The organism is Sorangium sp. KYC3313 (assembly GCF_052075895.1).
Taxonomy (GTDB): Bacteria; Myxococcota_A; Polyangia; order Polyangiales; family Polyangiaceae; genus Sorangium; species Sorangium cellulosum_B.
Window position 1 is genome coordinate 1273479 of record NZ_CP197255.1, and the last position, 15059, is coordinate 1288537.

Annotated in this window: 9 protein-coding genes; all 9 read left to right on the plus strand. The window is 70.7% G+C overall.

What is annotated here, in order from left to right:
* The first annotated feature begins 85 nt into the window (after positions 1-85).
* The gene (locus tag ACSRUE_RS04980) at positions 86-805 is read left to right on the plus strand and encodes a MerR family transcriptional regulator (RefSeq protein WP_441290016.1); all 720 of its coding nucleotides are present in this window, start codon (positions 86-88) and stop codon (positions 803-805) included.
* 254 nt (positions 806-1059) lie between these two features.
* Positions 1060-2082 carry a YihY/virulence factor BrkB family protein gene (locus ACSRUE_RS04985; protein WP_441290017.1) on the plus strand — a complete coding sequence of 341 codons (1023 nt, stop codon included), beginning with the start codon at positions 1060-1062 and terminating at the stop codon, positions 2080-2082.
* A gap of 71 nt (positions 2083-2153) precedes the next feature.
* A complete protein-coding gene (locus ACSRUE_RS04990) occupies positions 2154-3104 on the plus strand; it encodes a diacylglycerol/lipid kinase family protein (protein ID WP_441290018.1) in 951 nt (316 codons plus the stop codon).
* A 291-nt stretch (positions 3105-3395) separates the two neighbouring features.
* Complete coding sequence (locus ACSRUE_RS04995; protein WP_441290019.1) at positions 3396-5132, plus strand: kelch repeat-containing protein; 1737 nt, start codon at positions 3396-3398, stop codon at positions 5130-5132.
* 287 nt (positions 5133-5419) lie between these two features.
* A complete protein-coding gene (locus ACSRUE_RS05000) occupies positions 5420-6742 on the plus strand; it encodes a ketopantoate reductase family protein (RefSeq protein WP_441290020.1) in 1323 nt (440 codons plus the stop codon).
* A 214-nt stretch (positions 6743-6956) separates the two neighbouring features.
* A complete protein-coding gene (locus ACSRUE_RS05005; protein ID WP_441290021.1) occupies positions 6957-8909 on the plus strand; it encodes a hypothetical protein in 1953 nt (650 codons plus the stop codon).
* A gap of 2 nt (positions 8910-8911) precedes the next feature.
* Positions 8912-10738: an acetyltransferase gene (locus ACSRUE_RS05010; protein ID WP_441290022.1), complete on the plus strand. Its 1827-nt coding sequence runs from the start codon at positions 8912-8914 to the stop codon at positions 10736-10738.
* A gap of 29 nt (positions 10739-10767) precedes the next feature.
* Positions 10768-12255: an OmpP1/FadL family transporter gene (locus ACSRUE_RS05015; RefSeq protein ID WP_437762917.1), complete on the plus strand. Its 1488-nt coding sequence runs from the start codon at positions 10768-10770 to the stop codon at positions 12253-12255.
* Between the two features lie 99 nt (positions 12256-12354).
* The gene (locus tag ACSRUE_RS05020; protein WP_441290023.1) at positions 12355-15018 is read left to right on the plus strand and encodes a protein kinase domain-containing protein; all 2664 of its coding nucleotides are present in this window, start codon (positions 12355-12357) and stop codon (positions 15016-15018) included.
* Positions 15019-15059 lie beyond the last annotated feature (41 nt).

Genomic DNA, 15059 nt, shown 5'->3' on the forward strand with positions numbered 1-15059 from the left:
GCGGGCCCTTGATCCTCACGCTACGTGAGGACCTAGCCTCCGGGGCATGGACGTGCTCACCCGCCCTGGAAACAGGGGTAACGCCATGCGTTCAGCACCGTTGAAAGTCGGCGATCTCGCCCGGCAGACCGGCCTCTCCGTCCGCACGCTCCACTATTACGAGGAGATCGGCCTGCTCGCCCCGTCGCATCGCACCGCGTCGGGGCACCGGATGTACTCGGCGGGCGACGTCGCCCGGCTCCAGCAGATCAAGTCGTTGCGCGAGCTCGGCTTCAGCCTGGAGCAGATCGCCGCGTGCCTGGACCAGCCGGGGTTCTCTCCGCTCCGGACCGTCGAGCTCCACCTGTCGCGGCTGCGCGAACAGATCGCGCTGGAGCAGCGGCTCTGCGCGCGGCTCGAGGGCCTGGCCCATGTCCTGCGATCGGGAGAGGACGTCTCTGTGGAGCAGCTCCTTCAAACCATCGAGGTGATGACCATGATCGAGAAATACTACACCCCAGAGCAGCTCGAGGAGCTCAAGCAGCGCGCGGACGCGATGGGCCCCGAGAGGATGCGTGAGGCCGAGTCGGCGTGGAAGCAGATCTACGACGACATGCGGGCGGAGATGCAGAAGGGCTCCGACCCGAAGAGCGAGCCGGTGCAGCAGATCGTGAAGCGCATGCGGGAGCTCATCGACGCGTTCACGGGGAAGAACCCCGGGATCGAGCGATCGCTCAACACGATGTACCGGCAGGAGCCCTCGGTGAGGACCCAGCACGGGATGGATCCGGAGCTGCACGAGTTCATCGGCAAGGCGATGAGCTAGCTGGCTCGCGGCGCACGGAGGCCACCGGCGCCGTGGCCGTTCTGCCAGGTGGGGCAATTCGCACCACGCGCGAGGATCGAGCCGCCTCTGCGCTCGGCCGGGGCCCCGCGCGGGAAAAATCGCCGACGTGTCCGGGGATCTGCAGCCGCAGGCCTGGCACCTGCGTTGCTTTTCATGACAGCGTACGGCGCCTCCGGCGCGAGCCGCCCCAGGAAGACCCCCGCAGCGCTCCACACGCCCCCTGAAGGTCCACCATGCACCTGCCCGGAAGAGAGATCCCCTGGAAGGATTTCCTGAACGACATCAAGCAGGAATGTATCAAGGACAAGATCGACACCGTCGCTGCTTCACTGGCGTTCTTCGGTGTCCTCGCGATCTTCCCGTTTCTGCTCTTCGCGGTCGCCCTCGCCGGCCTGGTCATCGATCCTGCCGAGTCCGCGCAGCTGATGAGCGAATTGTACCAGGTGGCCCCGCCCGCCGTGGCCAACATCCTGGGCGAGCGCCTTCAGGCGCTCACCGGGGGCCAGAGCCCGGCGCTCCTGACGGTCGGCGCCCTCGGCGCGGTCTGGGCCGCCTCGGGCGGCGTCACCGCGCTGATGGACGCGCTCAACTCTGCCTATGGCGTCGAGGACAAGCGGTCGTACCTCAAGCGCCGCGGGATCGCCCTCCTGGTCACGCTCGGCGGCGCCGTCCTGCTGACGATCGCCTCGGCGATCGCGGTCGCCACGCCCGCGCTCGCCGCGCACCTCGGCCCCTTCGCGACGCTCGTCCTCTGGCTGCGCATGCCGGTGTCGGCGCTCATCGTGATGGTGGTCCTGGCAATCCTCTATTACTTGCTCCCCGACGTCGAGCAGCAGTTCAAGTTCATCACCCCGGGCTCGGTCGTGGCGGTCGTGATCTGGGTCCTCGCGTCCCTCGGCTTTTCCTTTTATGTCAGCCGGTTCGGCAGCTACGAGGTGAGCTACGGCGCGCTGGGCGGCGTCATCATCCTCCTCCTCTGGATGTGGATCTCCTCGCTGGCGGTGCTCCTCGGGGCCGAGATCAACGCCATCATCGAGCACCGCTCGCCCGAGGGGAAGCGCACGGGCGCCAAGGACGCCAGCGATACGGGGGCGGATCTGCCCAAGACCGAGAAGACCGAGAAGGAGGAGGCCCAGGGCGCCGCGCTCCCGGCCGGCGCCGCGCGCGCCCCGCGCAGCGAGGGCTCGGGCAGCGACGGGGCGCGCCCCAACCCCGCCGGCTCACGTCGCTCGGAGCTCCATCGAGGGAGGGCGTAAGCGCCGACGCGGGGCTCGCGACAAAAACACCTCGCCCTGGGCGCCCAGCGGCATCTAGCATCGGTCTCCGCATGCGCCCCCTCCTCATCGTGAACCCCCGGTCCAGCGGCGGAAAGACGGGCAGGCTCTTCGACGAGATGCTGACGCCCATCCGCCGCATCCTCGGCGACGTCGACATCGTGCGCACGGATCGCCCGCGCCACGCCGTCGATCTCGCGCGCGAAGCCGCGCTCGGCGGGCGCGAGACCGTCGTGGCCGTCGGCGGGGACGGCAGCATCAGCGAGGTGGTCAACGGCCTGATGCAGGCGAGGGACCGGGGCGCCACCGGCACGCGGCTCGGGATCATCGGCGCGGGCACCGGCAGCGATCTCTGCAAGACGCTGAAGCTCACCCGCCGGCTCGACAGCTTTTGCACGGCGATCGCGAGCGGCCACACGCGCCGGCTCGACGTGGGCCGCCTCTCGTACGAGACGCACGATGGCCGGCGGGCCGATGCGTTCTTCGTCAACGTCCTCTCCACGGGGATGAGCGGCATCGTGGTCTCGCTCGTCAACCAGTCGTCGCGGGTGCTCGGCAACACGCTCGCCTACACGATGGCCTCGCTCCGGGGCCTCGTCCGCAGCCGCGTCGGCCGGGTGCGCTGCGTGACGACGCTGCGCGGGGAGCGGCGAGAAGAGGAGATCTCGACGCGCATGCTGGGCATCTGCAACGGCCGCTTCTTCGGCGCGGGCATGCAGGTCGCGCCGATGGCGAAGCCCGACGACGGCGTGTTCGACGTCATCGACCTGGGCAGCGCGCCCCACGTCCGCTTCGCGGCCGTGTCGACCGGCATGTACACGGGCTCGCACATCCGCCACCCGGACGTGCGCCACTTCCAGTGCGATCGCATCGAGCTCACGCTCCTGAACCGCGACGTGGAGCAGGCGTTCTCCCTCGACGTGGACGGCGAGCCGCTCGGGAAGCTGCCGATCACGGTCACGCTGGAGCCGAAGGCGATCGAGGTGCTGGCGCCGGTCGATTGAGGGACCGCGGAGCACGGCGCGCTGCACGCGGAGGTACCGCCCCTCCTCCGGACCGAGCGCATCCTCCAGGGGGACCGGGCCATCGTGGAGCGCTCGCCTGAGCGCTTCCTTCTGAATGGCCACGCACTCCCGAAGCTGGACCGGGCGCAGAGCGCAATTGCCGTCCTCAAGGGGTCGTCGACGTCGACGGGAGCGCGCGCCTCCCCGTGCCGTCTCCGCCGCGCTCGCGGCGCGGATGGCTGAATGAGCGCCCGGCGCCAGGCAACTGAGGGCGCGATGGAGGAGAAACGCATGGACATACGACATGTCTGGATGCTCGGGATCACGTTGGCCAGCGCGCCCCTGATGCTGACGGCGGAGGCCAGAGCGGCCACGCCCTCGTGGGAGGAGGTGCCGCCGATGAGCGCCCCGCGCCATCACCATACGGCCACGCTGCTCCAGGACGGCCGGGTGCTCGTCATGGGGGGTGAGGACTCTCTGCCCTTCGTTGCGGAGATCTATGACCCGGGGACCAAGACGTGGGCATCCGCTGCGCCCCCTCCCGAATTCAGCACGGATGGCCCGGCCGTGCTCCTACCGAACGGCCATGTCTTCGTGGTCGGCTCCAGTGGTTCGGCGATCTACGACCCTGCACTCGACAGCTGGACCCCGGGGGCGTTGCCGTTCGCTGACCTTCCCTCCGCGGTGCTCCTCGCGGACGGCACGGTGCTGGTCATCGGCCAGGACGATCTCGCGTTTCCGACCTTCATCGAGGGAGACATCTATGATCCGGAGTCGAACCGCTGGCATTCCATCCGGCCGCTCCCCTCCGAGTCTCGTGAGCTCCGTGCGACCCTGCTCGGTGACGGCCGCGTGCTCGTGATGAGCGACACGGCGAACATCTACGACCCGGAGACGGACTCCTGGGAGCCGGCGGCGGCTCCTCTCTCCAGACACCAGAGCCCCAGCCTGACGCGACTCATCAGCGGCGACATCCTCGCCGCGGGCGGCGTCTGGGGGTCTTCCGCGCTGAGCCCGTTCTCCGTGGAAGTGTACTCGGCGGGCGACGATGCCTGGGTGCCGGCGAGGGGCACGAGCACGACCGTACCGTGCAGCTATGGCGGCTCGCGCGAGTTGGGCGAGGGGGGGATGGCGTCCTCGCTGCTTCCCAGCGGACGGGTGCTCCTGACCGGGGGCGCGGCGATCTTCTCTTGCAGGCCGGAGGGCTCAGGCTCCGCCTTCTATGTCAAGGAATTCTACTCGATCGCCGAGCTGTACGATCCGGAGTTGGCGACCACGTCGAGCATCTCGGCGGCGCCGCCGGTCACGATGGCGCGCGCGTACCACACCTCGACACGGCTCAACGATGGCAGCGTGCTGATCACGGGCGGCGCCGTGGGCCCCGACCGGGGCTGTTGCAGCTTTACGCCGACAGCCGCTGCCATGCTCTTCCACGAGCGTTCGCCGCTCGGCGCGGCATGCGAGCTCGACAGCGACTGCGCGAGTGGGTTCTGCGTGGATGCCGTGTGCAGCAGCAGCGACGGCAGCGACGGCAGCGGCGGCAGCGGCGGGGGCGCTGCTGGAACGGGCGGCGCGGGCGAAGGCGGCTCCGGCGGCACTCCGACGGGCGAAGGCGGCTCCGGCGGTACTCCGACGGGCGAAGGCGGCTCCGGCGGCACCGCAACGGGCGAAGGCGGCTCCGGCGGCACCGCAACGGGCGAAGGCGGCTCCGGCGGCACCCCGACGGGCGAAGGCGGCTCCGGCGGTACTCCGACGGGCGAAGGCGGCTCCGGCGGTACCCCGACGGGCGAAGGCGGCTCCGGCGGTACCCCGACGGGCGGCGGCAGCGCCGTCGTGAGCGGCAGCGGTACGGGCGGACTCAACACGAGCAGCAGCACCGCCGGCGCCGGAGGCGACCTTCCTTCCGGAGGGGGCGGCTGCAGCGCGGCCCCCGCCAGCCAAGGCGCGCCAGCGTGGCTGTTCTTCCTCGGCGGGCTCGCGACCACGCAGCTGCGACGGCGAAAGGCAAAGGCCAGCGGCTCCAGGTAACACCCCCCTCGGGGCAGGACCGAGGGCGGCATGAAACGACGCTGGTCGACGCGGGTGTGGAGCTCATCGTCGTAGGTGGAGCCGCAGCGGTCCTGCAAGGGGCGCCGCTCACCACGCTGGACCTCGACATCGTCCACCGGAAGACGCCGGAGAACGTCGCTCGGATGTCGCCCGGATGACGCGCCGCGAAAGCCGCGGCGGCTCCCGAGCTTTCAACCCACGCGTCCCGGCGTCCCGCGCTCCTCGAGCCATCGAGCCCGCGCCGCAGCGGTGGTAAGGGATCTCGCGTGAGCTTCAACGATTCCTCTTCGGGCGAGCCTGCCCCGAGCGCCTCCGTGGCCCCCGCTTCCTCCACCCCCCGGCTGCTCGTCGTCGGCTGCGGCGGGATCGGCGGCATCATCGCCGCGTACCTGTTCGAGCAGGGCCACGACGTCACCGCCTTCACGACGAACCCGATCATCGCGGACGCCATCAACGCCGGCGGCTTCCGGGTGCGCGGCGAGGCGAGCCCTGGCACGGTCGGCGGCAGCGCGGTGCGGGAGCTCGGCCCGGATACCCGACCCTTCGACTACATCCTCCTGGCGACGCAGCCGCCGCAGGTCGAGGAGGCCGCGCGGAACGCGATCGCGCACCTCGCCCCGACGGGCGCGATGATCTGCCTCCAGAACGGCCTCTGCGAGGAGCGCATCGCGCGCATCGCCGGCCCGGAGCGCACCTTCGGGGGGATCGTCGCGTGGGGCGCCTCGATGGTGGAGCCCGGCGTGTACGATCGCACCTCGAGCGGCGGCTTCGTCCTCGGCCGGCTCGACGGGGCGAGCGACCCGCGCCTCGACGAGCTCGCGCGCATCCTCGAGGCGATCGGGCCGACGACCGTGACGGACAACCTCGCCGGCGCGCGCTGGTCGAAGCTCGCCATCAACTGCTCCATCTCGTCGCTCGGCACCGTCGGCGGCGATCGCCTCGGCGTGCTGCTCAGGCACCGCTTCGTCCGCCGCCTCGCGCTGGAGATCATGACCGAGACCGTGCAGGTCTCGCGCGCGCTCGGCGTGCGCCTCGAGAAGGTCGCGGGGACGCTCGACCTCGACTGGATCGCGCTCACGGACGCCGAGCGCTCCGCCGTGGGCTCGCCGGGGCTCTTCGCGAAGCACGCGCTGCTCCTCGCGGTGGGCGCGCGCTTCCGCCGCATGCGCTCCTCGATGCTCGCCGCCATCGAGCGAGGCCGCCCGCCGGCCGTCGACTTCCTGAACGGCGAGGTCGTCGAGCGCGGCGCGGCGCTCGGCATCGCGACGCCGATCAACGCCGCGATCCGCGAGGAGGTGCTCGCGATCGCGGCGGGCAAGCGCAAGCCGAGCCTCACGCTGCTGCGCGCGTTCTTCGACCGAACGCGCGAGCTCGTGGGAGCGTCGTCGTCCATCCGGCCCCCGCCGCCGGCGACGCCGGCCGAGCCGCCCGCGGCCCCGCCGCACGAGCCGCCCGCGGCTCCGCCGGCCGAGCCGCCCGCGACCGCGCCGCACGAGCCGCCCGCGACCGCGACGAGCGCCCAGGCGGACGCATCGGGCGAGCCGTCCATGCCAGCAGCGAACGTCCAGAGCGATCTCAGGGACGCGTAGACAAGCGCCGAGCAGCTCGGCGACAGAACACCGACAAGCGGACAAGCAGCCGAAGGACACCGACACGTGTCCTGGCCTTCCTGGCGTCGTCGCGGATCGAGCTCGCCGCGCCGTCGCGGCACGAACTCTTTGTCGCGCCGTGGCGTCGAAGTTCGGTAGCATCGGGCGTCTCTTCCTGCGGATCCCGAGAGATCCCTCGACGAGGAACCCTCGCATGACGCACTTCTCCCTCGCCCTCTCCTCCCGGCGCGGCGCCGCGCTCCGCGGCGCTTCCCTCGTGCTGCTCGCCGCGCTCGCCGCGTGCGGCGACGACGGAGGCGGCGGCAGCGGGGCCGCGGGCGGCGGGGGGAGCGGCGACGGCGGCGGAGGCGGCGGAGGCGGCGGCGTGCTCATCGCGGAGCCGAACCGGTTCCGCCTGCGCATCGACGACGCCGAGGTCCCCTCGGTCGTGCTGGAGCTCGACAAGCAGAAGGCGCTCCAGGTCTTCGGCGAGGACGGCGCCAAGCAGATCACGATCCTCGACGTGGACACGACCGGGCTGCTCCGGAACGCGCTCGAGCAGATCCAGAACGCCTGTGGGACCTCGTGGCAGAACGACAGCCCGGACCCGGGCCATAACTGCTCGCTCACCGAGCTCGGCCAGAGCTTCGGGATCGAGTGGCAGAACTCCCCGGAGTTCGCGCTCGTCCGGCTGCTCAGCATGACGCCCGCCAACGCCAATGTGAAGGGGACGTCGCTCGAGGGGCTGCAGGCGATCTTCGAAGAGAATCCGGGGACCTTCGCGTTCGACTTCGCCGACGTCCTCGCCGACAGCATCACCCTCGATCTCGGGGTCCAGCCGGATCCGACGGCCGTGCGCAGCAACCGGACGGCCCCCTTCGTGCCGATACCCAAGCTCATCCTCGCCCTCCAGCAGCAGCTGCTCGGCACGCACCCGGCCATCGCCAGTCCAGATGGCTTGAGGATGCCTGTCAGCCTTTACGAGGCCCTGGTCGATCTCCAGCCGCTGTCCGAGAAGCTCGGACCCAGCGGGGATCATCCAGGCGTGCTCGTGCGGGACGATGAGACGTTCACGACGAAGAGCGATGTCCTCTTGCCCGACTTCCAGATGCGCGTCGTCGCCGAATCCGGCCTGCGCAGGGTCTCGGGGGTCGATCTCTCGCAGGGCGGCGGCGACATGTTCCTCCGGGACGGCGACGCGCCGCTCCGGTTCGACTTCACCGACCCGGAGAAGCTCCAGATCAGCGGCATCGCCCCGACACCGACGATCGATATGCGCATCTCGCTGCGCGAGCTGCCCGCCAAGGTGAAGGCGTGCATCGAGGCCGACGCGCCCGCGTGCAAGGAGAACCGTCCAGACATGCCGGTCGGCTCCAACACGGTATGGTCCACCCCTCCATTCATGATGGAGCACATCGTGGGCAAGGCGGCTTATCTCACGTATAGCGAGCGCGTGCCCTTCACAGGGTGCTACTTCCGCCTGAGCGGGACGTGCCGTGTGGGCGTGACCATCGGCCAGAACGGCGACCCGCGCGGCTGGACGGCCTTCACCGACCTGGTTTCCGACCAACCGCCCCCGATACCGCCGTCGCAGTTCTTCTGGGAGCTGCTCACCGAGGTCGGCCAGGTCGCCATCCACGACCCCACCGGCGACGGCAGCCCCGAGATCCCGGAAGGCGCCGCCCAGCCGGTCTTCGCGCTCCACAACGTCGGCATCGGCCTGACCGCCGACGAGATCGTGGCCGACCTCCGCCCGACCCTGCAGAGCCAGGCCAGCGAGATCGCCGAGATCATCCTGGGCCGTTACTGGGTCAACAACGACGCGCTCGACTTCTTCTATGGCCGCGGCGCGCCCGACGGCGCGCCCACCTTGTTCTTCGTCGCCGAGGACGACCTCCGGCCTTCGGATCAAAGCTCGGAGGCCCCTCGCGCCTACACCTACGAAAGTCCCGGCTTCTTCACGAGCCCGGATCTCAGCGAGGCGAGCAAGGTCTCGACGAAGGATCTCGACGGCGTCGACGACACGACGCACGAGAAATACAGGCTGCCGCCGGGCGAGACCACGCTGTACATGCAGGACGACGAGGGCGCCGTCTACGAGGTCCGCTTCTACGTGCCCGAGAGCGACGATCCGGTGGAGATCACCGCCGACGTGGAGAAGCTCTGATCATGGAAGCGCGAGACCGCACCCGCCCCGCCGCACCCGCCGCCCGCCGGCTCTCCCGGCTCGGCCCCCTGCTCGCCGCCGCGCTCTCCACTGCGCTGCCCGGCTGCGTCGAGGCCGTCACGGTGGAGCAGGCGCCGCCCCCGCCGGCGCTCGGCGTGCGCGAGAGCCGCACCGTCACGCTCGAGTTCCTGCGGTTCGACGCGAGGGGCTTCGCCAAGACGCTCACGCTCGACGAGCTCAAGGCCATCCCGCGGCCCACCCTCGAGGGGATATGGCTGCTCGATCTCGACATCTCGACGCTCATCGAGAACGCGCTGCTCAAGGTCATGTACATGCCCCCCGCGGAGATCGCGGCGCTCCCGCCGGCGTCGCGGAACCTCGTCGGGCTCCTGAACATGACGCCGGAGAACGCCGACCTCCGCGGCACGAGCCTCGAGGGCCTGCTCGGGGTCGGCAACGCCGTGGGGCTCTCGACGTCGAAGATCCTCTCGGACCTCACGGGCGCGGCCGGCAACGAGCGGCTCATCCCCGTCCAGATCACCTCGCAGGCCGTCCTGGAGAACCTCGTCAGCACCCACCCGAACGCCCAGCACCGGAGAGGGCCGACGAACGACGAGCACCCGGACGGCGTCTACCCCGTCGCGCCGCACTCCATCCCCGTCACGCTGTACGACGTCGTCACCGACTTCGCCGGCCTCGCCGCGCAGTTCGGCCCGACACCGCTCGATCCGGACGACCCGGACGGCGCGAAGCACCCCGGCTTCATCAAGGCCGCGTCGGGGGTGAAGGCGGCCCTCGACGACTTCACGATGACGGTCCGCGTCGACGTCAACGCGCTGCCGTACAAGGGGGTCGACGCCACGATGGCCGATGTCGCGAGCGTCAACAGCACGCCCGGCCAGATAGACACCCTGTTCGATTTCAGCCGGGAAGACTGGCTCGTTCTGGACAACCTCGCCAGGAACCTGAGCATCGGCGAGCTGACCCTGGCCATCCCCGAGAACGCGATGCTCCTGCCGGGCGGCACGAGCCGGGAGCCCGCGCCGCGCGGCGACTCGCCCGTGTGGGAACAGCCGCTCTGGGAGTTCGAGCACATCCTCGCCCGCGCGGGTGAGCTCAGGGCAGCGCAGATCGAGGATCACTGCTCCAGCTACGCGCCCGCGGGCACGTCGATGAGCGACTTCGAGGCCGTGAAGGTCTGCATCGACGAGAGCGGATGGACCGAGATCAGCGTCGACGACAGCGTCGTCCTGGAAGACCCGCCTCCGGCGCCGTCCTACTTCTGGGACATCCTCCTCGACGTGGCCCAGGCGCGGCTCCACGACGGCGGCCTCGCCGAGGGGGAGGCCGACCTCGAGGTGACGCTGCGCGACGTGCCGGTCGGCGTGAAGACCGAGGATCTCGTCGCGAGCATCAAGGAGAACCTCGCGCGCGATCCAGCGGTCCTCAAGGACATGGCGCTCGAGCTCAACAACAACGCCGCCGGCGACGCGGACTTCTACCTCTACCAGCCGAGCACCGAGAGCGGCGTCGCCGGCCGGCGGGATTACCTCTACTTCGTCGCGCCGGACGACATCCGCAAGGACGCCGACGGCGTGCGCGTGCGCGACTATGCGTACGAGAGCCCCGGCTTCTTCTCCGACCCCGCGCTCGAGAAGAAGGTGTCGACGACCGAGGAGATCGACGGCGACGCGCTCCACGAGAAGGTGGAGGTCAAGGCAGGAGATACGCTGTACTTCGCGGACGACGAGGGGCACCGCTACGAGATCGGGATCGGCGACAAGCCGAGCCCCCATCGCCTCTCGCTCACCCTCACCCGGATCCAGTGATCGGCCCCCCCACCGTGAGGACCCGTCTCATGCAAGGAGCTCTGCCGCCCCCGCGGCCCCGCGCCCGTGCGCGTCAACGAACACGACGTGAGCTCGCCGCGCTCTCGCTCGCGACAGGCCTCGTCTGCCTGACGGCGCAAGACGCGCGCGCCTCGGGCATCGACGCGCCCTGGGTGACGAGCGGCCTCTCGGGCCCCACGACGTCCGACGCCGCGGCCGTCTACTGGAACCCGGCCGAGCTCGCGGGGGTCCAGCGGCCGGAGCTCGTCCTGGGCGCGGGCCTCATCGTCGGCCACGCGACCTACCAGCGCGAGCGGCGCGGCACGTACCAGACGCCGGACACGCTCCAGTTCAAGCTCCCGCTCGATCCGGCGAACGTCGACGCCAGCAAGCGCGGCCGCGCCGAGGAGGTGTCGACGACGCCGATCGCGCCGACGGGCAACGCCTTCCTGGCGATCCCGGTCCTGCCGAACCGCCTGACCGTGGGCGTCGGCCTGTACGTGCCTTATGCCGCGGCGCTCAGCTTCCAGGACGGCGCGCAGCGCTGGCAGCTCCGGCAGGCGTTCATCGTTTCCACGTCGCTCACGGCGGCCGCCGGGCTCAAGCTGACCGACCAGGTCTCGCTCGGCGCCGGCGTGTCCTACGTCAGCGGCCTCGCGGAGCTCTCGAAGGTGCAGGACTTCGGGAGCCTCAAGGAGTTCCACGACGGGCTCGACTACCTGAAGCAAGACAACGACTTCGGCCCGAACACGCCGTCCGAGCTGCGCGAGCTCGACGTCCTGGCGCGCTCCATCTCGATCAAGGAGGCCCTGTCGCACGGCGCCTCCTTCCACCTCGGGCTCGCCTTCAATCCCAACAAGGATCTCCGCTTCGGCCTCACGTACCAGCACAGCGCCGCGATGCGGTACAAGGGCAAGTTCGCCATCGACATGGACCACCCGTTCTTCACGCAGGACCTCGCCGAGCAGGGCCTGCGTTACAAGCCGCTGGTCGAGGGCGACGTGGAGCTCTCGTTCACGCTCCCCAAGCGGCTCACCGCCGGCGTCGGCTACCGGGTGAACGATAAGCTCAGCGTCGATGGGCTCCTCTCGTACGTGCTCTATTCGGACATCGAGGCGTTCGTCGTCGAGGCCTCCTCTCCGGACCTCGCCCAGCCGAAGCTCGGGATCACCGATCGCGTCACCGTGACGCTGCCGCGCAGGTGGAACGACACGGTGTGGGCGGAGATCGGCGCCAAGTACAAGCTGAGCGAGGCGTTTCTGGCGACGGCGTCGGTCGGGTATCAGTCGGCGGCCTCGCCGGACAGCACGATCGACGTGGCCTCGCCCGACAACCACCGGCTGATCGGGGACGTCGGCGGCGTCTTGAAGCTCAGCGATCGCGTGTCGCTCTCGGGCGACGTCCGCGTGCAGGGCATCCTGCCGCGCACGGTGACCGGCTCGGATTACGACCTCGGCAACGGGAAGTACTCGCTGGTGCTCGCGACGGTGGGCGGGCACCTCAAGTTCGTGTTCTGACGGCGATTTGCGGGCCGCCGGCGGCACGACATCGTTGGGCAACGGCTCTGCGGCGCCGAACCGCCGTCGGGTGCCCGGCGCGAGTACATAGGAAGCGCCATGCACGTGCTGGACCTCGTCGAGGATCGGTTCGAAGTCGAGCGTCTGGCCGCCTCCGGCGGGATGGGGGACGTGTACCGCGCGCGCGATCGGCTCTCGGGAGAGGCGATCGCGTTCAAGGTCCTGCGGGGCGCGAGCGAGCGCGATCTGCGCCGGTTCGCGCGAGAGGCGGAGGCGCTCGTCACGCTGCGGTTGCCCGGCGTCGTGCAGTATGTCGCGCACGGCGTGACCGGCGCGGGGCAGCCGTACCTGGCCATGGAGTGGCTCGAAGGCGTCACCCTGGAGGAGCGGCTCGCCGAAGGACCGCTGACGTTCGACGAGAGCGTGACGCTGGCCGCGCGCGTGGCGGCGACGCTTGGCGCCGTCCATGGCCTCGGCATCGTTCACCGCGACCTCAAGCCGAGCAACCTGATGCTCGTCGATGGCGACGTCGAGCGAGTCACGTTGCTCGACTTCGGTATCGCGCGCAATCTCCGGCTCGAGCTGAGCCTCACGTCGCCCGGAGCGATCCTCGGAACGCCCGGGTACATCTCCCCCGAGCAGGCGCGCGGCGACCTGGCCGTCGACGCCCGCGCCGACGTGTTCGCGCTCGGATGCGTGCTGTTCCAGTGCCTCGCCGGGCGCCCGCCGTTCCTGGGCGGCAGCGTGCTCGCGCTGCTCGTGAAGGTCGTCCTGGAAGATCCACCGCGGCTCGGGGAGCTCCGCGGCGACATCCCCGAGCCGTTCGAGCGCCTGGTGACGCGGATGCTGTCGAAGGAGGCAGCGCAGCGGCCGCGCGACGGCGCCGCCGTCGCAGCGGAGCTCGCCGTGCTGGCCGACGGGCGCCACGGCGGAGCGGGCGCCGTCTCGGCGCCGTCCGCGTCGAGCGAGGCGATCACGACGGCCGAGCGCAGGGTCATGTGTGTCATCCTGACCGCCAACGGCACAGACGAGACAGACGCCACGCTCTCGGACGCCGAGGGCGCCGCGCGGACCCAGGCGCTGCGGGACATCGTGGCGCGCCACGGCGGGAGCCTCGATGTGCTCCAATCGCGCTGGCTGCTCGTCGCGCTGTCGGGCGCCGAGTCCCCGACCGACCTCGCGGTGCGAGCGGCCCACTGCGCGCTCGCGCTCCGGACGGAGCTTGGCCGCGCACCCATGGCCGTCGCCACGGGGCTGGCGGAGATCGAGGGGAGGTTGCCTGTCGGCGCGCTCGTCGATCGCGTGGCGCAGCTCATCGCCGGGCGTGACGGCCCGCTGCCCTCGGGCATCCGGCTCGACGAAGCGACGGCGAGCCTGCTCGCGAGCCGCTTCGATACGGCGCGCGAGCCCGGAGGATGCTGGCTTCGCGGCCCCAAGGCGGAGCCGGACACCGTCCCCAAGTTGCTCGGGAAGCCGACGCCCTGTGTGGGGCGCGAGCGCGAGCTCTCTCAGCTCGCGGCCGAGTGGCGCCACTGCGTGGACGAGGGCTCCGCGAGCGCCGTGGTCGTCGTGGGCGCCCCCGGTCTTGGCAAGTCGCGCCTCGCCTGGGAGTTCCTCCGCGCCCTCGAGGAGCGGCGCGAGGCCGCCGAGATCTGGATCGGCAGGGCCGATCCGATGGCGGCCGGCTCCGCGTTCGGCCTGTTGTCCCAGGCGCTCCGCCGCGCCATGCGCATCCTCGACGGCGAGCCGCTGGAGGTGCGGCGGAGCAAGGTGCGCGACCGGGTCGAGCAGCTCGAGGGGCTCGGGGCCAAGCGCCCGCACGTCGCGGCGTTCCTCGGCGAGCTCGTCGGGACGGCGTTCCCCGACGAAGGCGACGTGCAGCTCAGCGCGGCGCGGCAGAACCCGATGCTGATGGGCGATCGCCTCCGCGAGGCGTTCGTGGACTTCGTCAGGGCCGAGTGCCAGCGGCAGCCGGTGCTCGTGGTGCTGGAGGACCTCCACTGGGGCGATCTGCCCACGGTGACCTTGATCGACGCCGCGCTCCGGCACGCCAGGGACCTGCCCTTGTTCGTCCTGGCGCTCGCTCGTCCAGAGGTCGACGAGCTCTTCCCGGCGCTCTGGAGCGAGCGCCACGGCCTCCGTCTCAGCCTCGCGCCGCTGCCCCGGCGCGCGGGTGAGCGGCTCGTGCGGGAGGTGCTCGGGGATGGCATCGGCGCCGAGCAGATCGAGAGGCTCCTCTCCTGCGCCGACGGCAACGCGTTCATGCTGGAGGAGCAGATCCGCGCGGTCGCCGAGGGCAGGAGCGCGGGCATGCCCGAGACGGCGCTCGCCATGGTGCAGGCGCGGCTCGAGGCGCTGGACGTCGAAGAGCGGCGCGTGCTGCGCGCGGCGAGCGTCTTCGGTGAGACGTTCTGCAAGGGGGAAACAATTTCTACACGCAGAAACAATGCTGAGTTGTTTCGAGCAGTTATGTGCTGTGCCCGGCATGGGCGGCGGCTAGCGGGCGGACGCCGTGGAGGCTGCACGCGGGCCATCGGAGCGCGCCGGTGCGGTCCTGGGGATCGCGGATCATCGGGGGCGCGGTTCGGAGCGTGCTGCGCATGGGGCAGGCGTTACGGCGGCGCCGAGCCGGGCGCCGGGAGCTTCCGTCGTGCACCGCTGCGACGCCCGAAGGCAGGGCTCCCGAGTCGAGTGCGTCGTGCCCGGTCGTCGCCCGTTGCGACACGGACACGCGAGCGACATCGTGCAGCTCCAGGCGCTTGAGCGCTAGCGCGTCGTCGCCGCTGAGCGCGCAGGCCACCGTC

Bases quoted from the DNA above. Each gene is read 5' to 3' on its own strand.
- ACSRUE_RS05020 (WP_441290023.1), top strand. From the start codon at position 12,355: ATGCACGTGCTGGACCTCGTCGAGGATCGGTTCGAAGTCGAGCGTCTG.
- ACSRUE_RS04990 (WP_441290018.1), top strand. From the start codon at position 2,154: ATGCGCCCCCTCCTCATCGTGAACCCCCGGTCCAGCGGCGGAAAGACG.
- ACSRUE_RS05005 (WP_441290021.1), top strand. From the start codon at position 6,957: ATGACGCACTTCTCCCTCGCCCTCTCCTCCCGGCGCGGCGCCGCGCTC.
- ACSRUE_RS04980 (WP_441290016.1), top strand. From the start codon at position 86: ATGCGTTCAGCACCGTTGAAAGTCGGCGATCTCGCCCGGCAGACCGGC.
- ACSRUE_RS04995 (WP_441290019.1), top strand. From the start codon at position 3,396: ATGGACATACGACATGTCTGGATGCTCGGGATCACGTTGGCCAGCGCG.
- ACSRUE_RS05010 (WP_441290022.1), top strand. From the start codon at position 8,912: ATGGAAGCGCGAGACCGCACCCGCCCCGCCGCACCCGCCGCCCGCCGG.
- ACSRUE_RS04985 (WP_441290017.1), top strand. From the start codon at position 1,060: ATGCACCTGCCCGGAAGAGAGATCCCCTGGAAGGATTTCCTGAACGAC.
- ACSRUE_RS05015 (WP_437762917.1), top strand. From the start codon at position 10,768: ATGCAAGGAGCTCTGCCGCCCCCGCGGCCCCGCGCCCGTGCGCGTCAA.